The organism is Aeribacillus sp. SP014, assembly GCF_054055575.1.
In genome coordinates this window covers 3,000,608-3,025,604 of record NZ_JBSRXI010000001.1, presented here as the reverse complement: position 1 = coordinate 3,025,604, position 24,997 = coordinate 3,000,608, and the positions used below count along the sequence as shown (strand labels likewise).

At 39.4% G+C, this 24,997-nt stretch carries 19 protein-coding genes, 1 tRNA gene, 3 pseudogenes and 1 other annotated feature; of the genes and pseudogenes, 21 read left to right on the top strand and 2 right to left on the bottom strand.

The window, feature by feature from the left end:
• Positions 1–64 precede the first annotated feature (64 nt).
• The 8 genes from ACVIJU_RS14795 to ACVIJU_RS14760 all read left to right on the top strand — a co-directional run bounded on the left by ACVIJU_RS14795 (position 65) and on the right by ACVIJU_RS14760 (position 5,155).
• Positions 65–289, top strand: coding sequence for a helix-turn-helix domain-containing protein (locus ACVIJU_RS14795; protein ID WP_063387446.1), 225 nt, complete (start codon positions 65–67; stop codon positions 287–289).
• Positions 290–526: 237 nt separating this feature from the next.
• Entirely contained in the window at positions 527–961 is a 435-nt protein-coding gene (locus ACVIJU_RS14790; protein ID WP_456687715.1) for a MarR family winged helix-turn-helix transcriptional regulator, read from the top strand.
• A gap of 10 nt (positions 962–971) precedes the next feature.
• Positions 972–1,790 (top strand): glutamate racemase, encoded by an 819-nt coding sequence (gene racE, locus ACVIJU_RS14785; RefSeq protein ID WP_066252185.1) that lies wholly within the window; start codon positions 972–974, stop codon positions 1,788–1,790.
• A gap of 101 nt (positions 1,791–1,891) precedes the next feature.
• Positions 1,892–2,974, top strand: a complete 1,083-nt coding sequence (locus ACVIJU_RS14780; RefSeq protein ID WP_456687714.1) for a GerMN domain-containing protein — start codon at positions 1,892–1,894, stop codon at positions 2,972–2,974.
• Positions 2,975–3,080: 106 nt separating this feature from the next.
• Positions 3,081–3,851, top strand: coding sequence for a ribonuclease PH (rph, locus tag ACVIJU_RS14775; RefSeq protein WP_063387450.1), 771 nt, complete (start codon positions 3,081–3,083; stop codon positions 3,849–3,851).
• Positions 3,848–4,465 (top strand): XTP/dITP diphosphatase, encoded by a 618-nt coding sequence (locus ACVIJU_RS14770; RefSeq protein ID WP_327847818.1) that lies wholly within the window; start codon positions 3,848–3,850, stop codon positions 4,463–4,465. The genes rph and ACVIJU_RS14770 overlap by 4 nt, the downstream gene beginning before the upstream one ends.
• A complete protein-coding gene (locus tag ACVIJU_RS14765) occupies positions 4,443–4,955 on the top strand; it encodes a metallophosphoesterase family protein (RefSeq protein WP_063387452.1) in 513 nt (170 codons plus the stop codon). The genes ACVIJU_RS14770 and ACVIJU_RS14765 overlap by 23 nt, the downstream gene beginning before the upstream one ends.
• A gap of 126 nt (positions 4,956–5,081) precedes the next feature.
• Positions 5,082–5,155 (top strand) — tRNA-Arg (locus ACVIJU_RS14760).
• A 794-nt stretch (positions 5,156–5,949) separates the two neighbouring features.
• Here the strand turns inward: ACVIJU_RS14760 and ACVIJU_RS14755 are convergent.
• On the bottom strand, positions 5,950–6,309 hold the full coding sequence (locus ACVIJU_RS14755; RefSeq protein WP_063387491.1) for an MmcQ/YjbR family DNA-binding protein: 360 nt from the start codon (positions 6,307–6,309) through the stop codon (positions 5,950–5,952).
• A 539-nt stretch (positions 6,310–6,848) separates the two neighbouring features.
• Positions 6,849–7,100: a binding site (T-box leader), on the top strand.
• Positions 7,101–7,187: 87 nt separating this feature from the next.
• Between ACVIJU_RS14755 and ilvB the strand changes: the two genes are divergently transcribed.
• The 13 genes and pseudogenes from ilvB to yihA all read left to right on the top strand — a co-directional run bounded on the left by ilvB (position 7,188) and on the right by yihA (position 24,335).
• Positions 7,188–8,912, top strand: a complete 1,725-nt coding sequence (gene ilvB / locus ACVIJU_RS14750; protein ID WP_063387453.1) for an acetolactate synthase large subunit — start codon at positions 7,188–7,190, stop codon at positions 8,910–8,912.
• A complete protein-coding gene (gene ilvN, locus ACVIJU_RS14745) occupies positions 8,909–9,427 on the top strand; it encodes an acetolactate synthase small subunit (RefSeq protein WP_063387454.1) in 519 nt (172 codons plus the stop codon). Before ilvB ends, ilvN begins: the two co-directional genes overlap by 4 nt.
• 13 nt (positions 9,428–9,440) lie before the next feature.
• On the top strand, positions 9,441–10,499 hold the full coding sequence (ilvC, locus tag ACVIJU_RS14740) for a ketol-acid reductoisomerase (RefSeq protein ID WP_257790183.1): 1,059 nt from the start codon (positions 9,441–9,443) through the stop codon (positions 10,497–10,499).
• Entirely contained in the window at positions 10,486–12,030 is a 1,545-nt protein-coding gene (locus ACVIJU_RS14735; protein WP_063387456.1) for a 2-isopropylmalate synthase, read from the top strand. Before ilvC ends, ACVIJU_RS14735 begins: the two co-directional genes overlap by 14 nt.
• 23 nt (positions 12,031–12,053) lie before the next feature.
• Complete coding sequence (leuB, locus tag ACVIJU_RS14730; RefSeq protein WP_063387457.1) at positions 12,054–13,166, top strand: 3-isopropylmalate dehydrogenase; 1,113 nt, start codon at positions 12,054–12,056, stop codon at positions 13,164–13,166.
• Between the two features lie 84 nt (positions 13,167–13,250).
• Positions 13,251–14,667, top strand: a pseudogene (leuC, locus tag ACVIJU_RS14725) (3-isopropylmalate dehydratase large subunit).
• Between the two features lie 16 nt (positions 14,668–14,683).
• Positions 14,684–15,277 carry a 3-isopropylmalate dehydratase small subunit gene (gene leuD / locus ACVIJU_RS14720; RefSeq protein WP_063387459.1) on the top strand — a complete coding sequence of 198 codons (594 nt, stop codon included), beginning with the start codon at positions 14,684–14,686 and terminating at the stop codon, positions 15,275–15,277.
• Positions 15,278–15,369: 92 nt separating this feature from the next.
• The gene (locus tag ACVIJU_RS14715) at positions 15,370–16,350 is read left to right on the top strand and encodes a tetratricopeptide repeat protein (RefSeq protein WP_063387460.1); all 981 of its coding nucleotides are present in this window, start codon (positions 15,370–15,372) and stop codon (positions 16,348–16,350) included.
• 203 nt (positions 16,351–16,553) lie between these two features.
• The gene (gene tig, locus ACVIJU_RS14710; RefSeq protein ID WP_063387461.1) at positions 16,554–17,840 is read left to right on the top strand and encodes a trigger factor; all 1,287 of its coding nucleotides are present in this window, start codon (positions 16,554–16,556) and stop codon (positions 17,838–17,840) included.
• 274 nt (positions 17,841–18,114) lie between these two features.
• Complete coding sequence (gene clpX, locus ACVIJU_RS14705) at positions 18,115–19,380, top strand: ATP-dependent protease ATP-binding subunit ClpX (protein ID WP_063387462.1); 1,266 nt, start codon at positions 18,115–18,117, stop codon at positions 19,378–19,380.
• 201 nt (positions 19,381–19,581) lie between these two features.
• A pseudogene (gene lonB, locus ACVIJU_RS14700) lies at positions 19,582–21,241 on the top strand (ATP-dependent protease LonB).
• 187 nt (positions 21,242–21,428) lie between these two features.
• Entirely contained in the window at positions 21,429–23,753 is a 2,325-nt protein-coding gene (gene lon, locus ACVIJU_RS14695) for an endopeptidase La (RefSeq protein ID WP_063387464.1), read from the top strand.
• Positions 23,750–24,335 (top strand): annotated as a pseudogene (gene yihA, locus ACVIJU_RS14690) (ribosome biogenesis GTP-binding protein YihA/YsxC). Before lon ends, yihA begins: the two are co-directional and overlap by 4 nt.
• A 70-nt stretch (positions 24,336–24,405) precedes the next feature.
• On the opposite strand, the gene ACVIJU_RS14685 reads toward yihA, so the two are convergent.
• The gene (locus ACVIJU_RS14685) at positions 24,406–24,879 is read right to left on the bottom strand and encodes a hypothetical protein (protein ID WP_063387466.1); all 474 of its coding nucleotides are present in this window, start codon (positions 24,877–24,879) and stop codon (positions 24,406–24,408) included.
• Positions 24,880–24,997: the final 118 nt, after the last annotated feature.

The window sequence follows — 24,997 nt, the reverse complement described above, 5'->3', positions numbered from 1 at the left end:
TATGGTGACAATTTTTAAATCCATCCTGTCGACTGGCTCTCATCTGCAAGGAGGGTTACAATACTTGAATGAGAAGGATTTTCAGCCAAAGCCGCTGCTAACAAAGAGAGAGAGAGAAGTATTTGAGTTATTAGTGCAAGATAAGACTACAAGAGAAATAGCCAGTGAACTTTTCATAAGTGAAAAGACGGTGCGGAACCATATTTCAAATGCTATGCAAAAATTAGGTGTGAAAGGGCGCTCACAAGCAGTCGTAGAACTTCTTCGTATGGGAGAACTAAAGCTTTAAACAGTAGAGGCAGCCTTAGTGGAACTTCGCCGTCGGCTGCCTTTTTTAGATTGATAAGGAAAGAGTTTGTTTTACTCTTTTTCTATGAATCATTGGCTTCTTAAAAAGGCTTGTGACTTTTTGAAAAAATTCGTCTTTCCACATTTTGAAAATACGGCTATGCTTGAAATTTTACATAAAAAAATGGAAAATAGATTTGATCTTATCTGTTAATCTTGAAAGAAAGGGTTCCCCGTTATGACGTACGTTTTCAATACTGTTGAAGAAATAGAAAAATCCCTCCGCTGCATAGCTGCGATCTTAAAAAAGAAGGGCCGTGATATTTTAAGCAACTACTCGATTACTCCTCCGCAATTTGACGCGCTTCTGTTATTGAATGAATCAGGAAACATGACAATTGGAGAACTTTCAAATAAAATGTATCTTGCATGCAGCACGATCACGGATTTAATTGATCGAATGGAAAAAAACAATCTTGTTAAATGGGTGAAGGACGAAAAGGATCGTCGATTAGTCAGGATTCAATTGCTTGAAAATGGACAACGCGTTATCGAGGCTGCATTAGCGAAGCGGCAAGAATATTTAAGAGAAGTTTTGAAAAACTTCTCGGATCAAGAAATTGTTCAATTGGAAAAGCTATTAGCAAAATTGCAACAAGAAATGAAAGAATAGAGGCGATTTTTTGAATAGACCAATTGGAGTTATTGATTCAGGTGTTGGTGGATTAACTGTTGTTAAAGAGTTGATGAGGCAGCTTCCAAAAGAAGAATTAATTTATTTGGGTGATACCGCCCGATGTCCGTACGGCCCGAGGCCGAAAACGGAAATTCGACAATTTACATGGGAGCTGACCAACTATTTAATTTCAAACTTTCATATCAAAATGCTTGTCATTGCTTGTAATACTGCAACAGCAGTTGTATTAAAAGAAATTCAAGAACAACTTGATATACCTGTGATTGGTGTAATTCAACCAGGGGCAAGAGCTGCCATAAATGCTACACGCTCAGGCCATATTGGTGTAATCGGAACAAAAGGAACTATATCGAGCGGCGCGTACGTTCGTGCGCTCAAAACGATTAATAGTTCCGTCATTGTGGAGAGTCTCGCTTGCCCTGAGTTTGTGCCGTTAGTAGAAAGCGGCGAATTTGAAGGTGAACGGGCGGAATATATTGTTGCAGAATCTTTACTTCCTTTTAAAGGAAAGAGAATTGATACGCTTATTTTAGGATGCACACATTATCCTCTATTACGGCCTTTAATTCAAAAATATATCGGGAAAGACGTAAAAATAATCACCTCGGGAGATGAAACAGCCCGGGAAGTGAGCGCTATTTTATCCTTTCATCATTGTTTAAACCAAGAGGATGGCAATAAAAACCACAAATTTTTAACTACTGGGTCGAAACAAATGTTTCAAAAGATTGCTTCAAAATGGTTCGGTCATCACATTGATCATGTAGAAAGTATAACTTTAACGAAAACAGTTTGCTCTAAATGAGCAAGCTGTTTTTTTGTCCATTGAATTTTTGGTTGGAGCTGGTCTATTTTTTGTCAATGCTCGTATACATAGTAGTACAAACTGCCTTAGGAGGGATTGTTATGCCAAAAAACAGATGGGTGAATGTGACAGCAGCAGTTTTGGCTACTTTTGTTTTGCTTTCAGGGTGTTCTTCATTTGGAAGCAAGAGTTCAAAACAAGAAATAGATCCGCCGCAGGATATTACCTATTTGGAGGACGGGGATCAGCTAGATCAGCAATTAGACTCAGCGAAATCAGCGTCCGACAAAGAGGAATCCTCAAAGGAAACGGTGAAAAGAGTTCTGTATTTAATTGACAAAAACGGAATGGTCGTTCCACAAACATTGGAGCTGCCTAACACGAAGGAAGTAGCCAAACAAGCCGTTGAATATTTAGTGGCTGGAGGGCCCGTTTCAAACATTCTCCCGAACGGGTTCCGTGCGGTATTGCCGGAAGATACAGTTGTTAAAGGAGTAGATATTAAAGACGGAACGGCTATTGTAGATTTCTCAAATGAATTTACTAACTACAAGCCGGAAGATGAAGAAAAAATTTTGCAGGCAATTACATGGACATTAACCCAATTTAAAAATATTAATAAAGTAAAGCTCTGGGTGAACGGCCATGAACTGAAAGAAATGCCAGTAAACGGAACCCCAATCGGCGAAGGAACGACTAGAAAAGACGGCATCAATATTGATACGAGCGATGCTGTTGATATTACGAATACTCATCCTCTAACCGTGTATTATATTGGGGAAGAAGGGGATAACGTATATTATGTTCCCGTGACAAAGAGGATCAGCAATGAAGAAAAAGACGAAGTCGTAGCTGCTGTTAACGCATTAGTTGAAGGTCCAGACCGTTCAAGCGGATTATTAAGCGAGTTTCAGTCTGAAGTGAAGCTGATTGAAAAGCCAAAATATGAAGACGGTCAAGTCACTTTAAACTTCAACGAAGCGATTTATGGAAGCTATGATGAGGAGAAAAAGATCGTTTCCAATCATGTTATAAACTCCCTTGTGCTTACATTGACGGAGCAGGAAGGAATAGAAAAAGTAGCACTAAAAGTGAACGGCAAGCAAGACCTTGTGAATGAAGATGGAAAAAGTTTGTCAGAGCCAGTGTCAAGACCTGAAAATGTAAACACAGGTAGTTTTTAAACATCTATTTTTGATATACTATAAGAATGAGACTTTAGAGGCGAGCATGATAGCTGCCTCTTCTTTCATGTTTTCGTACATTGCAGTTGGTAGGAGGGAAAAAACAATGCGCCTTGATGGCAGAAATCAAGATGAGTTAAGAGAAGTCACAATAGTAACGGATTATTTGAAGCATCCGGAAGGGTCTGTTTTAATAACGGTTGGAGATACAAAAGTGATATGCAGCGCAAGTGTAGAAGACCGTGTCCCTCCTTTTATGAGAGGTGAAGGGAAAGGATGGATTACCGCAGAATATTCCATGCTTCCGCGTGCAACGGCTCAAAGAACGGTCCGGGAGGCATCAAAAGGAAAAATCTCCGGAAGGACAATGGAAATTCAACGGCTGATTGGAAGAAGCTTGCGTGCAGTAGTTGATTTGGAGAAACTGGGTGAAAGAACATTATGGATTGATTGCGATGTAATTCAAGCGGACGGGGGAACGAGAACGGCTTCCATAACAGGTTCTTATGTTGCAATAAATCTCGCTCTCGGTAAATTATTCAATGACGGTGTACTAGATACATATCCTGTAACAGATTTTTTAGCAGCTACGTCTGTAGGGATCGTTCCTGAACACGGAGTCATTTTAGATTTGAATTATGAAGAGGACTCAGCGGCAAAAGTTGATATGAATGTTGTTATGACATCAAGCCGCCATTTTGTTGAATTGCAGGGAACTGGAGAAGAATCCACGTTTTCAAAAGAAGAGCTGAACTTACTGTTGGAATATGCTGAAAAAGGAATTTTGGAACTAATCGAAAAACAAAAAGCGGCATTAGGGGAATGGACTGCAAAAATTATCAATAACAGGGATCAGCGGGAAGAGGGATGCTCATGAAAGAATTGGTGATCGCCACCAAAAACAAAGGGAAAATCGAAGAATTTCGCGCGATGTTAGAAAAAAAAGGAATACAGGTCAAGTCACTGTTGGATTATCCGAATTTGCCAGATGTTGAAGAAACCGGCCAAACTTTTTATGAAAATGCTGTTCTAAAAGCGGAGACAATCAGCCAATTGCTTAATAAACCCGTTGTTGCAGATGATTCCGGGCTTTCGATTGATGCTTTAAATGGCGAACCGGGGGTTTATTCGGCCCGATATGCAGGAAATGAAAAAGATGATCAAAAAAATATTCAAAAGGTTTTAAAAAAAATGGAAGGCGTTGAAAATCGAAAAGCAAGGTTCATATGTGTTTTGGCGTTTGCTGCTCCAGACCGTGAAACGATGACGGTGGAAGGTGTGTGTGAAGGACAAATTACAACTGAACCTTGCGGTGACAATGGCTTTGGATATGATCCTATTTTTCTTGTGGACGGCAAAGAAAAAACGATGGCTCAACTAGAGCAGTTCGAAAAAAACGAAATCAGCCATCGTGCAAAAGCTTTGAAGAAACTAGAAAAATTAATAGGCGATTGGGGAGAGGCTAATCGTGAAAGTTTTAATTATAAGTGATAGTCACGGTCTTACGGATGAGCTTGTGGAAATTAAGAAAAGGCATATAAACGAAGTAGAAGCAATCATCCATTGCGGTGATTCAGAGCTGAATGATGGAGCGGAACAAATTCAAGATATGTTGATCGTGAAAGGAAATTGCGATTTCCTTGGAAACTTCCCGAATGAAATCATTGAAACAATTGGAACCTATCGCTTTTTTATCACCCATGGCCATTTATATTCTGTCAAAACGACTTTAATGAAATTAAAATATCGTGCAGAGGAAGCGCAAGCAAACATTGTTTGTTTCGGCCATTCGCATATAGCCGGAGTCGAGCTTGTAGACGGGACATTGTTTATTAATCCAGGAAGTATTTTCCTTCCGAGGATGAGAAATGAAAAAACTTATGCTATACTAGAATTGATGAATGGCCAAGCAATTGTAGATTTTTACAATCTTCATGGAGAGAAAATTTCAAACTTGTCCACTAAATTCCAATTTGCTTAACCACTCTTCCTTGAGGGAGAATTTTTCTCCCTCAAAAAATTTTTTTTAAAAAAGTAGTTGACATACTTTTAGCATGAAATTATAATAAACATTGTCTTTCGAAAAAATAATAAAAAATTATCCAATGTCCCAGTAGCTCAGCTGGATAGAGCAGCGGCCTTCTAAGCCGTCGGTCGGGAGTTCGAATCTCTCCTGGGACGCTACGAAAATGGGCGATGAAGCCCGTTATATCAACCTTCTAATGCGTCTAGTGATACGGTCAGAGATACGGTCACTTTCCGTTTTATCACTATTTTTATCACTAGCATTGGGAGGTTGTTTTTTATTATGACGAAGAAAAAAGATAACGAAGTAAAGGATAAAATCGAACCTAGAATAACGTATGACAGTGAAGCTAAATTAGCCTATTTATATATTTTCCCTGCAGATTTTCCATATGATATTGAATGTACAATGAATTTTTAGTGCTCGATATTGATCATCATGATAGGATTGTGGGGATTGAATTTTTGGACTTGCAGCCCAACAATTATCTAAATTAGCTGGGGCAGAGAAAATATATAAGAAAAATGGTAATACTTTTTCGTTTCGTCTGTCAGAAATCAAGAAGTAAAAAATAAATTCCAATATAAAGGAATTAATTTTTGCTTTTCTGATAAAGAGTTTGAACATTTTATCGGGTTTGATATTGTAGATCTTAATAAATACAATGAACATGCTTTAGAACAATTAGTAATTTAAAAAAATAATTAATACAGTTTATTAGACAGAGTAAGGATTTAGCTTGCTCTGCTTTTTATCGTTTCAATGTTTAAAAATTTATTGCTGCAGGCCTATGGTTTCTATGCATTAAAAGACTAGCATGTGTATAAGCGAAATCCGTGGATGCAAATCCAATTCTAAGCTCCATTTAAAAAGATTTGAGGCTTTTCACTGAGGAGGAGTTCACATCTAATAAGTGACGCCCAAAACAGCAATGTCATTATTTCCTAAGTTATTGCAGTTTTATTTGCTTTTGTATTTTCTTCGGCAATTTTTGAAAAACAAGTTCGTAGGAACGAAAAATCAGGTTTTCCAAAATTTCCTCCGGGATGTTCGTGTTAAAATATATTGAGATCCAATGATTTTTGTTCATATAGTAGCCTGGAATGACGCCGTCGTAATTTTCTCTTAATTGTTCAGAATGATGCGGATCACATTTTAACGTGATGATTGGCTTTCCTTCAGAATCACATCCTATAATCGCAAATATTTTGCCTCCCACTTTATATCGGTCTGCTTCCCAATCAATTTGGTAATCATGAACAGAACCGGGAAGTTTGAGACAGAAAGATTCAAGCTTTTGTTTGTTCATCATATAATCTCCTCCACCATATATTGTTCCAAATATTTTTTATACAACATACTTTGTCTTTTTTCCTTCTTCCGAAATTGCTCGTTTCAAGTGAAGGGTTTTTATTTAAAATCGAATAACGTTCAAGGTTTTAGAACATACATATGCTGCATTACTGTTTAAAACAGATTACAGCCCTCTTTCTGAAGTGTTCGGGTTGCCGAGCCTTTAAGAAAAAATGGTGTAATTTCGAATAAAATGGATGTTTTTTCTTTTGCCGCATTTGTTGAAAACGTTGGCTATTCAAATTAATTTAAATAAAATATTACGCACATTTTGCCTAATGGTTTGGAATCGATATTTATTTCAATTTAGAGCATAAAAAATTTTCATTGTATTATAAAATGTTGAAATAATGAGTTTGTAAACGTTACCAAAAAACTGTTTCATAAAAATAATCAAATAATTCATAAAAATGGTGTTGACACTTTTGAAAAATCAGCGTATTATAAGGCTCAAACATAAATTTTCGTATAAGGATTGAATGTAAAAATTTATAGATGAAAACGATGAAGAGGATTAGTAATCTTTGGTTAAGATAACTCCAGAGAGCCGGGGGAGCTGAAAACCGGCGTTATCACCAAGGATGAACTCGCCTCCGAGTGCCTTTTCGAAAGCGGACAGCGAGTAGGATTGGCCGGGTGCATCCCAATGCACTCGTTAGGAAAAGAACGGATATTCCGTTCATGAGGTGATCGATTTGATCACGAAGAAGGGTGGTACCGCGGGAATTCAACCTTCTCGCCCCTTTGGCCTGCTATAAGTGGGTTTCATAGGGGCGGGAAGGTTTTTCATTATCTAAAAATTCTATCACATCTGTTTAAAAGGAGGATATATTCATGACTGCGAATGTACAGTTGGATGAGTTGAAAACCAAATGTACAACAACAACCATGACGGGGTCGGAAATGCTCATCGAAGCCTTAAAAAGGGAAAATGTAGAAGTCATTTTCGGCTATCCCGGTGGAGCCGTTTTGCCAATATATGATAAGCTATATAATTCTGGAGTCTTTCACGTCTTAACAAGACACGAGCAAGGAGGAATCCATGCTGCTGAAGGATATGCACGTATATCCGGAAAACCGGGTGTCGTCATTGCCACTTCAGGACCTGGTGCAACCAACTTAGTGACAGGGCTTGCGGATGCATTAATTGATTCTTTGCCGCTCGTCGTCTTTACAGGGCAAGTAGCAACAACTGTGATCGGTTCTGATGCTTTCCAAGAAGCAGATGTGATCGGAATTACCATGCCCGTTACAAAACATAATTATCAAGTTCGGGATATAAATGATTTACCGAGAATTGTTAAAGAAGCGTTTCATATCGCAACAACTGGAAGACCAGGACCTGTATTGATCGATATTCCAAAAGATATTTCACAGGCGGAAGGCAATTTCGAATATGATATGGAATTGTCATTGCCTGGCTACCAGCCGAAATTAGAGCCGAATTACTTGCAAATCCGCAGGCTGGTGGAATCGGTCAGCAGTGCAAAAAAACCGGTGATTTTAGCTGGTGCCGGCGTTCTCCATGCCAATGCTGCGAATGAACTGAGAGAATATGTTGAACAGCAGCAAATTCCGATCACAAACACTCTACTTGGATTAGGAAGTTTCCCAGCGGATCATCCTCTATTTTTAGGAATGGCAGGAATGCATGGAACATACGCGGCTAACATGGCTCTTTATGAATGCGACTTATTGATTAGCATCGGAGCCCGCTTTGATGACAGAGTAACAGGAAATCTTAAACATTTTGCGCCTAATGCAACTGTAGCACATATTGACATTGATCCTGCCGAAATTGGTAAAAATGTTCCCACACAAATTCCGATTGTCGGCGACGCGAAGCAAGTATTGAAGCTTTTGATCGAGCAGGAAGGAAATAAAGGCGATCATCAAGAGTGGATTCAGCATCTTGCTGAATATAAAAAAGAATATCCATTATGGTATGAAAAATCTGAAAATGAAATCAAACCTCAAGAAGTGATCGAAGAAATTTATAAACAAACAAAAGGAGAAGCAATTGTTACAACAGATGTAGGCCAGCATCAAATGTGGGCTGCGCAATATTATCGCTTTAATTCGCCAAACAGATGGGTGACATCGGGCGGACTTGGAACGATGGGCTTTGGACTCCCTTCAGCTATCGGCGCGCAGTTTGCTGACCGCAACAGAACGGTTGTCGCGATATTGGGTGATGGAGGGTTCCAAATGACCTTCCAAGAGCTTGCGGTAATCAAAGAGCACAATTTGCCAATCAAAGTAATCGTTCTGAACAACAATTCGCTCGGTATGGTTCGCCAATGGCAAGAACTCTTTTATGAAAAACGTTATTCTCATTCCGTCTTTCAAACGCAGCCTGATTTTATTAAATTGGCAGAAGCGTTTGGAATAAAAGGAGTAAGAATCCAAAATCATCAAAATCTTAAGACAGTGTTGGAAAAAAGCTTTGCAAACAGAGAGCCGGAGCTGATTGAAATCGTCGTAGCACCGGAAGAAAACGTATATCCAATGATTGCTCCTGGCAAAGGACTGAATGAAATGGTGGGGATAAAGAAATGAAGCGAATCATTACGCTGACTGTCATGAATAGATCAGGAGTTTTAAACCGAATTACTGGCCTGTTTACGAAAAGACACTATAATATCGAAAGCATTTCTGTCGGCCATTCGGAAATAGAAGGCGTTTCGCGAATTACATTTGTTGTAAATGTTAAAGAAGAAAAAGAAGTTGAACAAATTACAAAGCAATTAAATAAGCAAATTGATGTGTTGAAAGTGATGGATATCACAAATCAATCAATTGTTGCAAGAGAACTAGCATTAATTAAAGTTGTTGCAAATCCATCGACAAGAATGGAAATATACGGTGTGATCGAACCGTTTCGCGCATCGATCATTGATGTTAGCAGAGACAGCGTTGTCGTACAGGTAACAGGTGAGCCGAACAAAATTGAAGCGCTGATTGACTTATTGAAACCGTACGGCATCAAGGAAATAGCCAGAACAGGACTGACAGCTTTTCCTCGCGGTACACAAAAGCTGCAGCAGTCCGAAAAAACTTTTTCAATCGTCTAATACATTTTTAAATATAGTAAAACATTTAAGAAAGGGAGATGTACAAATGACAAAAGTATACTATAACGGAGATATTAACGGAGCTGTATTAGAAGGGAAGAAAGTAGCGATTTTAGGATATGGTTCTCAAGGTCACGCGCATGCTTTAAATTTAAAAGAAAGCGGCGTAGATGTAGTAGTTGGCGTTAGAAAAGGTAAATCATTTGAAAAAGCTCAAGAGGATGGATTGGAAGTTAAAACAGTTCGTGAAGCTGTTGAAGAAGCAGACATTATCATGGTGCTTGTTCCGGATGAAAAGCAAAGAGAGCTTTATGAAAATGAAGTGAAGCCGGGACTAAAAGCAGGAAATGCTCTCGTATTTGCACATGGATTTAACGTTCATTTCAATCAAATTGTTCCGCCAAGCGATGTGGATGTATTTTTAGTTGCACCTAAAGGCCCAGGTCATCTTGTGCGAAGAACTTACACTGAAGGAGCTGGGGTTCCGGCATTGATTGCTGTTGAACAAAATGTAACAGGTCAAGCGAAAGAATTGGCTTTAGCATATGCAAAAGCAATCGGATCCGCACGTGCCGGCGTTCTTGAAACAACGTTTAAAGAAGAAACAGAAACGGATCTTTTCGGTGAGCAAGCAGTTCTTTGCGGCGGGTTAACATCCCTTGTAAAAGCTGGATTTGAAACGCTTGTTGAAGCAGGTTACAAGCCTGAAGTTGCATATTTTGAATGTTTGCATGAACTAAAATTAATTGTGGATTTACTGTATGAAGGCGGGCTTTCCAACATGAGATACTCCATTTCCGATACAGCTCAATGGGGTGATTTTGTATCTGGACCGCGCGTAATCGATGCGCATGTAAAAGAAAACATGAAAGCTGTATTGAATGATATTCAAACTGGAAAATTTGCGAAAGAATGGATTTTGGAAAACCAAGTAGGAAGACCGCAGTTTAACGCGATCAATAATCGTGAAAATGAGCATCAAATTGAACAGGTCGGAAGAGTGTTAAGAGACATGATGCCGTTTGTAAAGCCTAAAAATAAGGAAGCGGTGGTAACTGGTGCGAAAAATTAACTTTTTTGACACAACCTTAAGAGATGGCGAGCAATCCGCTGGAGTAAACCTAAACTTAAAAGAAAAATTAGAAATCGCAAAACAGCTGGAACGAGTTGGAATGGACATTATTGAGGCAGGCTTTCCTGCCTCCTCTCCAGGCGATTTTCGCTCAGTACAGGAAATTGCCAGAACAATCAAAAATTCTTCTGTTACAGGATTGGCGAGATCTGTTAAAGGAGATATCGATGCGGCGTGGGAAGCATTGAAAGACGGGGCGGAGCCAAGACTTCATACGTTTATTGCAACATCGCCTGTTCATCGGGAATATAAATTGAAAATGACGAAGGAGCAAGTGATCGAGCGTGCAGTAGAATCCGTCAAATATGCAGCGAAATTTTTTCCTATTATACAATGGTCTGCAGAGGATGCCTGCCGCACTGAACTCGATTTTTTGGCGGAAATTGTTGAAAAAGTGATTGAAGCCGGCGCGAAAGTCATCAATATTCCTGATACTGTAGGCTATATCACTCCGATTGAATATGGCAAAATATTTGAATATTTAAAACAAAATGTGAAAAACATTGATCAAGTCATTTTGTCCGCTCATTGCCACGACGATTTAGGAATGGCAGTAGCGAACGCTCTCAGCGCTGTAGAACATGGAGCAGGGCAAATTGAAGGTACGATTAACGGAATTGGAGAGCGTGCGGGCAATTCAGCTTTAGAGGAAGTGGCTGTCGCTCTGTACATTCGAAAAGACTATTACAAAGTTGAAACAAACATCCGCTTAAATGAAATTAAGAGAACAAGTGATTTAGTGAGCAAATTGACAGGAATGATAGTTCCGCCAAACAAAGCGATCGTCGGGAAAAACGCTTTTGCCCATGAATCTGGCATACATCAAGACGGTGTGCTGAAAGAAAAAACAACATATGAGATCATATCTCCTGAACTTGTTGGGGTACAGTCCAACAGTTTAGTATTAGGGAAACATTCTGGTCGTCACGCATTTCGGGTAAAGCTCAAGGAATTAGGCTTTACAATGGATGAAGAAGCGACAAATCGTTTATTCACTGCTTTTAAGGAACTTTCTGAAAAGAAAAAAGAATTGACGGAAGATGATCTTGTAGCTCTTGTATTAGAAGAACAATTAACAGGTGAAGAAGGAACATATGAACTTGCGGCGCTGCAGGTAACATATGGTACGACTGGAGTCCCGTCTGCCACTGTGACGCTGAAAACGAAAGAAAACGAGGAAATTCAAGAGGCTGCGACAGGAAATGGAAGCGTAGAAGCTATTTACAATACGTTAGAACGCTGTTTGAAGCAGTCCGTCACTTTGCTGGACTACCGAATCCAATCTAATTCAGGAGGACGCGATGCGTTAGCGCAAGTATATGTAAAAGTTAACGTGGACGGAATTGAAATGGGAGGACGCGGCATTGCCCAGGATGTGCTTGAAGCATCTGCCAAAGCCTATCTAAATGCTGTCAACAGGGCGATATTACTCAAACATACAGCGAAGGAAAAACATCAGGCGACTGTATAAAATCATGAAAGGGGTGGAACGTGATGAAGAAAAAAATCGCTGTTTTGCCGGGAGACGGCATTGGAAAAGAAGTAGCGAACGGAGCTATTGAGGTTTTAAAGGCTATTGGACAATATTACAAACATGATTTTGAATTTGAATTCGGCTTAATTGGCGGAGAAGCGATAGATAAGTGCGGGACACCTCTTCCTGAAGAAACGATTGAATTATGTCGTTCAAGCGATGCGGTTTTATTAGGAGCTGTAGGCGGTCCGAAATGGGATAAAAATCTTCCTGAACTCCGTCCGGAAAAAGGATTGCTAGGCATTCGAAAAGAGTTGGACTTATTTGCAAATATCCGCCCTGTTCAAACTTATAAAGCCCTTCAAGAAATATCTCCGTTAAAGGGAGAAAAAATAGAAGATGTTGACTTGGTGATTGTACGCGAATTGACAAGCGGACTTTATTTCGGGAAACCGAGTGAAAGAATCGTTTCAGACGGAGAAGAAGCAGCGGTTGACACGCTTTTTTATAAACGGAAAGAAATTGAACGCATTTTAGAAACAGCTTTTCAAATGGCGCAAAAACGCCGAGGAAAAGTAACGTCTGTTGATAAGGCAAACGTGCTTACAACTAGCAAGCTTTGGCGTGAAATTGCTGAAGAATTGGCTTCAAAATACCCTGATGTCACATTGGAGCATATGCTTGTTGATAATGCGGCCATGCAATTGATCCGCATGCCAAGCCAGTTTGATGTGATTGTGACGGAAAATATGTTCGGTGACATTTTAAGCGATGAAGCATCCATGATCACTGGATCGTTGGGCATGCTTCCTTCAGCAAGCTTATCAAACAGTGGATTGCACTTATATGAACCAGTGCATGGATCAGCTCCTGACATTGCCGGCCAAAACCTGGCAAACCCTGTCGGAATGATCTTATCTGGTGCGCTCATGCTCCGCTATTCCTTTGATCTTCATGAAGAAGCTAGAGCCATTGAAAAAGCGGTTAAACATGTGTTGGATTCCGGAAAGTGCACGAGAGATTTAACAAATAATGAAGGTGCATTTATTCATACAACTGAAATGGTGGAAGAAATCAAAGAAGTGCTTGCGAACGATTATGCACTATTAAATATTATCGATTCCTACGAATAAAATGGGGGGGTGTGGGCTTTTCCGGCAGGAGGAGCTCACCGTTTTCTTAATAGATACAAAACAGGAAATAGGGGGAAAAAGAAAATGAAGCCTCGAAACATAATAGAAAAAATCTGGGATGATCATGTGGTCGTAAGGGAAGAGGGAAAACCGGATCTGCTTTATATTGACCTTCATCTCATACATGAAGTTACATCACCGCAAGCTTTTGAAGGATTGAGACAAAACGGACGGAAAGTGAGACGTCCTGATCTCACCTTTGCCACAATGGATCATAATATCCCAACCGTGAACCGCTTTGTCATTGAAGATGATGTAGCTAAAAACCAAATAAGTGCTTTAGAAAGAAACTGCCAAGAATTTGGAATTACTCTGGCAGGATTAGACAGCGATGATCAAGGAATTGTCCATGTTATCGGTCCGGAATTAGGGCTTACTCTTCCAGGAAAGACTATTGTATGCGGAGACAGCCATACATCGACACACGGCGCTTTTGGGGCGCTGGCATTTGGAATCGGAACAAGTGAAGTAGAACACGTTTTGGCCACTCAAACATTATGGCAGCACCGTCCGAAAACTTTGCAAGTGAAAGTGACAGGATCTTTGTCAGAAGGAGTCACGGCCAAAGACGTCATCCTTTACATTATTGGAAAATTTGGTGTTGATTTCGGTACAGGCTATGTTATTGAATATTCGGGTGAAGTGATTGAAAGCTTATCAATGGATGAACGGATGACTATTTGCAATATGTCAATCGAAGCAGGTGCCCGCGCCGGTTTAATAGCTCCGGATGAAACAACCTTTAATTATATAAAAGGAAGAAAATATGCTCCGAAAGGGGAAGAGTTCGAAAAAGCAGTTGCTTACTGGAAATCTTTAAGATCTGATCCAGGAGCTACATTTGATAAAACCAATTGAAATCCGCGGGGAAGACATCGCACCGATGGTTACCTGGGGTACAAATCCAAGCATGGTGCTGCCTGTTGACCATTCGATTCCGACACTTGAGGATGCACGCAATGAAAATGAAGCTGCTTCCTTCAAACGGGCGTATGAGTACATGGGACTTGAACCGGGAACGAACATTCAAGACATTGAAATCGATTATGTATTCATTGGATCATGTACAAACTCAAGACTAACTGATTTGCGTGCAGCGGCGAATGTAATTAAAGGACGAAAGGTTGCTCCAAATGTGAAAGCGATCGTAGTTCCAGGCTCCCAAAAAGTAAAACAAGCAGCAGAACAAGAAGGATTGCATGAAATTTTCATCAATGCTGGTTTTGAATGGAGAGATTCTGGATGCAGCATGTGTTTAAGCATGAATAACGATGTCGTGCCTCCTGGAAAACGATGTGCGTCTACTTCCAACCGCAACTTTGAAGGACGTCAAGGGAAAGGGGCAAGAACTCACTTAGTGAGTCCTGCAATGGCAGCAGTGGCAGCAATTTATGGTAAGTTTGTTGATATTCGGACAGAGAAGCTTGAAGCAGTAAAATGAGGAGGGAAGAAGCAGCATGCAGCCTTTTACAACATTAACTAGCCATATTGCAGTATTAAATAGAACAAATGTGGATACGGACCAAATCATTCCGAAACAATTTTTAAAACGAATTGAACGGACAGGTTATGGAAGATTTGCTTTTTTTGATTGGAGATATTTAGATAATGGTGAGGAAAATCCACAATTCGAGTTAAATCAGCCAGTCTACAAAGGCGCACAAATTTTGCTGGCTGGCGAAAATTTCGGTTGCGGTTCATCAAGAGAGCATGCTCCATGGGCTTTAGCAGACTTTGGTTTCCGCGCAATTATCGCGCCTAGCTTCGCAGATATTTTTTATCAAAACTGTTTAAAAAACGGAATCCTGCCGATACGGGTCAATGAAGAAGTGTTTGAAACATTGCTCAAAAAAGCGGAAGGAAATGTGTACGAATGTACGATTGATTTAGAACAGCAAAAAGTATTTGATCAAGAAGGATTTGAGTTTCATTTTGACATTAATGAGCATTGGAAGGAAATGCTTTTAAATGGACGCGACGAAATAGGATTTACATTATTATATGAAGAGCAGATCAGCCAATTTGAACAAAAGGCAAAAGCGTGGGGATGATGATATTGCATCCTCCGCTTTTTCTTTTGATTCTTGTTTTCTCGTTGCCCAGCTGGTAAACTTGTAGCAAAATCATAAAGAGGTTTTCTACAATGAAAAAAGCGAATGGAAAAATCATTCCCTTTCCCCGACTTAAAGAACGATTGATTGAAAAAGGAATGAATGCGTTACATAATAAACAATTTGAACAAGCGCTCGACCTTTTTTTAGAGGCGAGATCTTGGAATTCAAATCACCCTGATATTGAAATAGGAATTGCTTTATGCTTAATGGAGCTTGGAGAATATCAGGAAGCAAAACAAATTTGTAAAAAAATGCTTCACGAAGCAAAAGGAAATTATTTTGAAATATTGCAGATGTATTTAACGATTTTAGTACAGCTTGGACAATATGATGAGGTAAAAACGACGATTGAAGCGGTTTTGGAAGAAAATAAACTTCCGGCAGCACATGCAGAACAGTTTTACAAGCTGCTTCATTTTAGCCGGAGGATGAGCGAAGAGCAAATCAGTCCAGAACCGAATGACGATGATCTTTTCAGCAGGCTGGACAAGCAAATTTCCTACATACATTCGATCAAAAATAATAATAATGTTAAAAAAAATTTACATACGATTGAAGAGATGCTTCAGTCAAAAACGGTCCATCCGGTTGTGAAAACAATGCTGCTGCAAATATTGCGAGATCATGAAATAGCACGAATAATGACCGTTGAGAAATTCGGGGAAACTACCGCTGTAAATCCTATCCATCTTCAAGATTTATTAGAAATGACGTTTGCCAAAAAAGTGCTCAATCTTTTGGACGATTTTTTAGGAAATGAAAATCCAACCCTTTTCGAAGCTGTAAAAGATATATGGATTCGTCATTTATATGTCATGTATCCTTTTCATCCTAAACCGGAAAATGCAAATATTTGGGCAGCAGCGCTTCATTACGTTGGCTACGAAATTTTTGGGATCGTCATCAAGCTGACGGAAGTTGAGCGGATTTACAACATAAAAAGTGCTGAGTTTATTTCAGTTTGCGATAAAATTAGACAAATTGAAGAAATTTCAAACATTAGATGGTAGAGTCCTATTGAAAGGATTGTATCCTATGGTATAATAAAATGGTTGTAAAATGTATATTTTTTGTATGCACCTTTCTTGCTATTGGTGCGGTTATCCTTTTTTGACATATTTATTTTATGGCTTGTTTCTTTACGGACAAGGCATATAAAAAATTTTTATCGTGTACTCACGAATAATATTTATAGATTGTTGGAGGGAAACAAATGTCAGTTAAATGGGAAAAATTAGAGAAAAACGAAGGAGTCTTAACCGTTGAAGTAGATGCACAAACATTTAAAGAAGCGCTGGATCGAGCATTTAAAAAAGTTGTAAAAAATGTAGCCGTTCCAGGATTCCGCAAAGGAAGAGTGCCGCGCCCTATTTTTGAAAAGAGATTCGGTGTTGAGGCGCTATATCAAGATGCGCTTGATATTTTGCTTCCAGAAGTTTATCCAAAAGCGGTTGAAGAAGCTGGAATTGAACCGGTAGACCGTCCTGAAATTGATATTGAACAAATTGAAAAAGATAAACCGCTTATTTTTACGGCTAAAGTAACGGTCAAACCAGAAGTGAAACTTGGCGAATATAAAGGTTTGGATGTCCAAAAAGAAGATACAACCGTTACGGATGAAGATGTGGAAAACGAATTAAAACAGCTTCAAGAACGGCATGCTGAATTGGTTGTGAAAGAAGAAGGAAAAGTGGAAGAGGGAGATACAGTCGTCCTCGACTTCGAAGGTTTTGTTGACGGCGAAGCGTTTGAAGGCGGAAAAGCTGAGAATTATTCTTTGGAAGTCGGCTCCGGCACATTTATCCCTGGTTTTGAAGATCAGTTGATCGGGCTTGAAGCAGGCGAAGAAAAGGATGTAGAAGTAACGTTCCCTGAAGAATATCATGAGGAAAAGCTTGCTGGAAAACCGGCTGTCTTTAAAGTGAAAATTCATGAAATCAAAACGAAAGAACTCCCTGCATTGGATGATGAATTTGCAAAAGATGTAAACGATGAGGTTGAAACACTTGAAGAATTAAAGGCGAAAATTAGAGAGCGTTTAGAAGAGCAAAAGAACACACAAGCTGAAAATAAACTTCGTGATGAACTTGTTGAAAAAGCTGCAGAAAATGTTGAAGTGGACATTCCGCAAGTGATGATTGACAATGAACTTGAAAGAATGATGAATGAATTTCAACAACGCTTGCAATTGCAAGGCTTGAACTTAGAACTGTATTACCAATTCTCTGGCCAAAGCGAAGAAGAATTGCGTGAACAAATGAGAAAAGACGCTGAAAAGCGCGTGAAATATAACTTAACATTAGAAGCAATTGCGAAAGCTGAAAACATTGATGTGACAGAAGAAGAAGTAAATGAAGAGCTGCAAAAAATGGCTGACATGTACAATATGCCAGTTGAAAGCGTTAAGAGAGCACTCGGTTCAACAGAAGGAATAAAAGAAGATTTAAAAATTAAAAAAGCGGTCGATTTTCTTGTAGAAAATAGAAAAGATGTTGCATAATATAGTTACAGGAACATCATGATCTTTGATAAAGTTGATAACAAGGCGCGATTTGATCGTGCCTTGTTTTATAAAATGAAAAGCGTTAAATCGTTCGAAACTGTACATAATAATTGTCACATAACTATACATACTTTTCATTACCGCTTTTCTTTTGTTTTATGATAAAATGCGATACATACTTTTCTTTTGTTTGAAAAGCATTGTTCCCCGATTCATGCGTGCGGTTTATATATGGGTGGGGAGGCAATGAAGGAAATTAAGGGGTGATATCATGTTTAAGTTTAACGATGAAAAGGGACAGTTAAAATGTTCGTTTTGCGGAAAAACTCAAGATCAAGTGAGAAAGCTGGTTGCTGGTCCTGGCGTCTATATATGCGATGAATGTATTGAACTTTGCACAGAAATTGTAGAAGAGGAGCTTGGCACGGAAGAAGAGGCTGAATTTAAGGATGTTCCGAAACCGAAAGAAATTCTCAGCATCTTAGATGAATATGTAATCGGGCAGGAGCAGGCAAAAAAATCTTTGGCGGTTGCAGTTTACAACCATTATAAGCGGATTAATTCAAACAATAAAATTGATGATGTTGAGCTGTCCAAAAGTAATATTGTGTTAATCGGGCCGACAGGAAGCGGAAAAACGCTGCTTGCACAAACGCTTGCACGCATTTTGAATGTTCCATTTGCAATTGCTGACGCAACGTCGTTAACGGAAGCTGGATACGTTGGGGAAGATGTTGAAAATATTTTGCTGAAGCTAATCCAAGCTGCTGATTACGATGTGGAAAAAGCGGAAAAAGGAATTATTTACATCGATGAGATTGACAAAATTGCTAGAAAATCAGAAAATCCATCCATTACAAGAGATGTGTCTGGTGAAGGCGTCCAACAAGCACTTCTGAAAATTTTGGAAGGAACTGTAGCAAGTGTTCCTCCACAAGGCGGAAGAAAACATCCGCATCAAGAATTTATCCAAATCGATACGACTAATATATTATTTATTTGCGGCGGAGCATTTGACGGCATAGAGCAAATCGTCAAGCGCAGATTAGGGCAAAAGGTCATTGGATTTGGAGCAGATAGCCGAAACAAAGAGCTTGATCAAAAGCAGCTGCTTTCAAAGGTGCTACCTGAGGATTTATTAAAATTCGGGTTAATTCCGGAATTTATCGGGCGTTTGCCTGTCATTGCCAGCCTTGAACCGCTTGATGAAGCAGCACTTGTCGAAATATTAACAAAACCGAAAAACGCGCTTGTTAAACAATATCAAAAAATGCTCGAGCTAGATGGCGTTGAGCTGGAATTTGAAGAAGAAGCATTATCAGAAATTGCGAAAAAAGCAATTGAACGAAAAACAGGTGCGCGCGGCCTTCGTTCTATCATTGAAGGCATTATGCTTGATGTGATGTTTGAATTGCCGTCTCGTGATGATATTACAAAATGTGTCATCACGGCAAACACTGTAAGAGAAAAAATTCCTCCGAAGCTGATTGCAAATGATGGAACCATTATAAATGAAGATACGAAAACTTCCGCATAAGACACGTTTTGACGGGCTTTTTAGTCTGAATTTGCAGCAGTTTGGTTTTGTAAAAGGATAGTTGTTCTCATAAAAATAAGAAGGATCGAGTTCATACAACTCGATCCTTCTTTTCATGAAAATCCGTCCTCAACATATGTTTAATCCGTATATGCAAAGGAGATAATAGGGGATAAACATTTGTTGAGGAGGAAACTCAGGATGAACTGGACAGGGATTGCCCTTTTCATACAATTAATTTTCGGAGTCATTGTCGGTCTTTATTTTTGGAATTTATTGCGGAATCAGCGGACGCAAAAAATTTCCATTGACCGCGAGTCGAAAAAAGAAATGGAACAATTGAGAAAAATGAGAGCTATCCAATTATCAAAGCCGCTTTCAGAACGAATTCGTCCAAAAAGCTTTTCTGACATCGTCGGACAGGAGGATGGCATCAAAGCATTAAAAGCAGCTTTATGCGGGCCGAATCCCCAGCATGTTATTATTTACGGACCTCCTGGTGTAGGAAAAACGGCTGCTGCAAGGCTCGTTCTTGAAGAAGCGAAAAGAAATAAAAAGTCTCCTTTTCAACATAATGCTGTTTTTGTTGAATTGGATGCAACAACAGCGAGATTTGATGAACGGGGAATAGCTGATCCTTTAATAGGTTCTGTTCATGATCCCATTTATCAAGGTGCTGGGGCGATGGGACAAGCCGGTAATTCCACAGCCGAAACAAGGAGCAGTGACTCATGCACACGGCGGCGTGTTGTTTATTGATGAAATTGGCGAACTCCATCCCATTCAAATGAATAAACTGTTAAAAGTACTTGAAGACCGAAAAGTTTTTTTAGAAAGCGCCTATTATAGTGAAGAAAATTCTCAAATTCCAAGTCATATTCATGATATTTTCCAAAACGGTCTCCCGGCTGATTTTCGCTTGATCGGGGCAACTACAAGAACACCATCTGAAATACCGCCCGCCATTCGCTCGCGCTGCCTTGAAGTATTTTTTAGAGATTTAACGGCCGATGAACTCGCGGTCGTTGCTCGGAAAGCGGCTGAAAAAGTAAATGTAAAAATTTCAGAAAAAGGAATATCCATTTTAACTTCTTATGCCCGCAATGGAAGAGAAATTGCCAATATGATGCAAATTGCTGCTGGAATTGCCATCACCGAGGACCGAAATGAAGTGAAAGTCGAAGATATTGAATGGATTGTCCATTCCAGCCAGCTTACACCAAAATATGAAAAGAAAATTGGAAATGAACCTAAAGTTGGACTGGTGAACGGTCTTGCTGTTTACGGACCAAACAGCGGCTCTTTATTAGAGGTGGAAGTGACGGTTATTCCGGCAAAAGAAAAAGGAACGATCAACATTACAGGTATTGTAGAAGAAGAAAACATTGGCGACCGCGGAAAATCCATCAAAAGAAAAAGCATGGCCAAAGGCTCCGTTGAAAATGTCATAACAGTGTTACGATCAATGGGAGTTAATGCCCATGATTATGATATTCATGTAAACTTTCCCGGCGGGGTACCTGTTGATGGACCGAGTGCAGGAATAGCGATGGCAACCGGCATTTTTTCTGCCATCCACAAAATTCCTGTTGATAATACCGTTGCGATGACTGGAGAGATCAGCATTCATGGGAATGTAAAACCGATTGGCGGAATTATTCCAAAAATAAAAGCTGCCAAGATGGCAGGTGCAAAAAAAGTGATCATACCAGAGGAGAATATGCAGTCAATTTTAAAAACGATTGAAGACATTGAAATTATTCCTGTTCGAAGCTTTCAGGAAGTGTTAGATTGTGCGCTTATCAATCCTCCAACGGAGCAAATTTATCCAGAGACAATCATAGAGAAAAAATCGGTTTAAAGCAGCGTCTTCATTCCAAATGCCTAACAGGGTTCAGGCCGTGGCACTGAACCTTTATTTTTGTTGAGGCAGTTATTTATTCCTTTCAATAAAGATAAGTTTGAAAATAGACAGTGCAGAAAGAATAGGATAGAATTGAACAAGGACGCTGTATAATCTATTTTTCACATGATGGAGGTGTAAAAATATGGCGAAAAAAGAGAATAGAATCGTCCCCCTCCTACCGCTTCGAGGTTTGTTAGTTTATCCATCGATGGTGCTACATTTAGATGTAGGACGCGATAAATCTGTACAGGCGCTTGAGAAGGCGATGATGGATGATCATATGATATTTTTAACAACACAAAAGGAAGTTTCAATAGATGATCCAAAAGAGGATGATTTATACCATATTGGAACGCTGACGAAAATTAAGCAAATGCTCAAACTGCCGAACGGCACCATTCGCGTGCTTGTCGAGGGACAAAAAAGAGGCGAAATCAAAAGTTTTGAAAGCAAGGAACCATATATTTCTGTACAAGTTGATATTTATGAAGAACCGCTTCAAAAAGATGTTGAAGAAGAAGCTTTGATGCGAACTGCGCTTGAATATTTTGAGCAATACATAAAAATGTCTAAAAAAATTTCAAGTGAGACGTTTGCAACCGTTTTGGATATAGATGAACCAGGAAGATTGGCCGATATTATTGCTTCCCACTTGCCGATCAAGCTGAAAGATAAGCAAGAAATATTAGAAACATTTGATGTGAAAGAAAGATTAAATAAAATTATTCAAATGCTTCATAATGAGAAGGAAGTTCTGCAGCTTGAAAAGAAAATAGGCCAGCGGGTCCGTCAATCAATGGAACGGACGCAAAAAGAATATTATTTGCGCGAACAAATGAAGGCCATTCAAAAAGAGCTCGGAGAAAAGGAAGGGAAAACGGGCGAAATAGAAGATTTGACTGAAAAAATCGAAAAATCGGGAATGCCGGAACATGTTTATAAAACGGCTATGAAAGAGCTCAGCCGATATGAAAAAATCCCTTCAACATCCGCTGAAAGTGCGGTGATCCGCAATTATTTAGACTGGCTCATTTCCTTGCCGTGGAACAAGGCAACAGAGGACAGACTGGATATAAAGCTGGCGGAAGTGATCTTAAATGAAGAGCATTACGGACTAGATAAAGTAAAGGAACGGGTGCTTGAATATTTAGCAGTGCAAAAATTAACAAATTCGCTTAAAGGCCCTATTTTATGTTTAGTGGGACCGCCTGGCGTTGGGAAAACATCTCTTGCCCGTTCTGTTGCAAAATCATTAAATAGAAAGTTCGTTCGAATTTCTCTTGGCGGCGTTCGGGATGAATCGGAAATAAGAGGCCATAGAAGAACATATGTCGGTGCGATGCCGGGTCGGATCATTCAAGGGATGAAAAAAGCGGGAACGATTAATCCGGTATTTTTGCTGGATGAAATTGATAAAATGTCCAGCGATTTTCGCGGTGATCCTTCAGCTGCTCTTCTTGAAGTGCTGGATCCGGAGCAAAACCATAATTTCAGCGATCATTATATTGAAGAGCCGTATGATTTATCAAAAGTCATGTTTATTGCGACAGCTAATAATTTAGCAACTATTCCAGGTCCGCTGCGCGACAGAATGGAAATTATCACAATTGCCGGTTATACCGAATTAGAAAAAGTTCATATCGCCAAAGATCATCTTCTTCCAAAACAATTAAAAGAGCATGGACTGAAAAAAGGTCACTTGCAAATAAGAGAAGAAGCAATTTTAAATATAATTCGTTATTATACGCGCGAAGCAGGGGTAAGAGGGTTAGAACGCCAAATCGCAGCAATATGTCGAAAAGCAGCGAAAACGATTGTAACAGGTGAAAGAAAAAGAATTGTTGTAACCGCTAAAACTCTTGAAGACTTTTTGGGCAAAAAATTGTTTCGATACGGTCAGGCAGAATTGCAGGATCAAATCGGTGTGGCGACCGGTCTCGCATATACGACGGTCGGCGGCGATACGCTGTCCATTGAAGTGTCCATCTCTCCGGGTAAAGGCAAGTTGATTTTAACCGGAAAGCTCGGAGATGTCATGAAGGAATCGGCTCAAGCCGCTTTCAGCTATATTCGATCTAGAACAAAAGAACTAAAGATAGATCCAGATTTCCACGAACAATATGATATCCATATTCATGTGCCTGAAGGAGCTGTTCCAAAAGATGGACCGTCTGCAGGCATTACGATGGCAACGGCGCTTATTTCAGCATTAACTGGAAGACCGGTTCGAAAAGAAGTCGGAATGACAGGTGAAATTACTTTAAGAGGCCGCGTTCTGCCGATAGGCGGTTTAAAAGAAAAAACATTAAGCGCCCATCGTGCCGGTTTAAAGAAAATTATTTTGCCGAAGGAAAATGAAAAGGATTTAGATGATATACCAGAAAGCGTGAGAAAAGAATTGACTTTTGTTCTTGTCTCACATATGGATGAAGTATTAAAACATGCATTGGCAGGAGAAAAAGAATGAAGGTAACAAAAGCAGAAATTGTCATAAGTGCGGTTAAATCTGATCAATATCCATCAACCGATTTTCCAGAAATCGCTCTGGCAGGAAGGTCTAACGTCGGGAAATCTTCGTTTATTAATAAAATGATCAATAGAAAAAATTTGGCGAGAACCTCTTCAAAGCCTGGGAAAACGCAAACGTTAAACTTTTATTTAATTAACGATCAATTTTATTTCGTTGATGTTCCCGGATATGGATTTGCCAAAGTGTCGAAAAGGGAGCGGGAAAAATGGGGGAAAATGATCGAAGCGTATTTGCTCAAAAGAGAACAGCTTAAAGCATGTATTTCTTATCATAGACATCCGCCATGCACCTACATCTGATGATGTCATGATGTACGAATTTTTAAAATATCATGGAATTCCTGCTGTAATTGTCGCCACAAAGGCGGATAAAATTCCTAAAGGAAAATGGCAAAAACACTTAAAAGTAGTGAAAGAAACGCTAAAAATGGAAAAAAATGATCCGCTTATTCTTTTTTCAGCAGAAACTGGTTACGGAAAAGAGGATGCATGGTCAGCCATTTATCCATTCCTATCATAAAATGAAATTGCTTTAGGCTGGATACAGAAGGAAAAGCTCGAGAAGCTTAACCGCTTCGAGCTGTTTCCTTTTATTTTTTTCTGAAAAACAATAAATACAAACCTGCAATAACAAAAAGAATCGGCCAAAAGGCTTGCCAATTGGAAACGCTCTTTTGAATAAAAGATGTCAAAGCGGAAGGAAAATAGTAAAGGAAACTTCCGATCAAAAGAAGGATAAATCCTTGTGCAAACCCGCTTTTTGCTTGAGCAGACCGAATAATGAAAGCAAGGGCAATGATCCAGATCATTGCGGTTAAATCATCAGGCCAGAACGGGAATGATTTTCCCCATAAAAAATGGATGCCAAGGCCAAGCAGCAGAACGGCAGGAACGATTGCTTGGTCATCCTTTTCCGCTTTTGCCTGAACCATAAAGGCGATGCCAAACATGATAAAAAAGAAAGGCAAAGTGTTCATGTTCATATTGAAAAAGAGATCGAAATTTTTCAACAAGAAATAAAGCCCGATCTCCAGCATAATCATAGCAACAAACGTCCAACGCACTTAACGATCACCTCTGTTTTGATGACTTGATTCCGGCTCTCTTTTTTGATAATATTTTTAATGTAATAATTAATATAATTTATATCTGTTTCTTACTTTATCATCATATCATACAGTT

Coding starts and splice junctions, on each gene's coding strand:
- ACVIJU_RS14790 (WP_456687715.1), top strand. CDS start 527: ATGACGTACGTTTTCAATACTGTTGAAGAAATAGAAAAATCCCTCCGC.
- ACVIJU_RS14780 (WP_456687714.1), top strand. CDS start 1,892: ATGCCAAAAAACAGATGGGTGAATGTGACAGCAGCAGTTTTGGCTACT.
- rph (WP_063387450.1), top strand. CDS start 3,081: ATGCGCCTTGATGGCAGAAATCAAGATGAGTTAAGAGAAGTCACAATA.
- ACVIJU_RS14770 (WP_327847818.1), top strand. CDS start 3,848: ATGAAAGAATTGGTGATCGCCACCAAAAACAAAGGGAAAATCGAAGAA.
- ACVIJU_RS14755 (WP_063387491.1), bottom strand. CDS start 6,309: ATGAACAAACAAAAGCTTGAATCTTTCTGTCTCAAACTTCCCGGTTCT.
- ilvB (WP_063387453.1), top strand. CDS start 7,188: ATGACTGCGAATGTACAGTTGGATGAGTTGAAAACCAAATGTACAACA.
- ilvN (WP_063387454.1), top strand. CDS start 8,909: ATGAAGCGAATCATTACGCTGACTGTCATGAATAGATCAGGAGTTTTA.
- leuB (WP_063387457.1), top strand. CDS start 12,054: ATGAAGAAAAAAATCGCTGTTTTGCCGGGAGACGGCATTGGAAAAGAA.
- leuD (WP_063387459.1), top strand. CDS start 14,684: ATGCAGCCTTTTACAACATTAACTAGCCATATTGCAGTATTAAATAGA.
- ACVIJU_RS14715 (WP_063387460.1), top strand. CDS start 15,370: ATGAAAAAAGCGAATGGAAAAATCATTCCCTTTCCCCGACTTAAAGAA.
- tig (WP_063387461.1), top strand. CDS start 16,554: ATGTCAGTTAAATGGGAAAAATTAGAGAAAAACGAAGGAGTCTTAACC.
- clpX (WP_063387462.1), top strand. CDS start 18,115: ATGTTTAAGTTTAACGATGAAAAGGGACAGTTAAAATGTTCGTTTTGC.
- lon (WP_063387464.1), top strand. CDS start 21,429: ATGGCGAAAAAAGAGAATAGAATCGTCCCCCTCCTACCGCTTCGAGGT.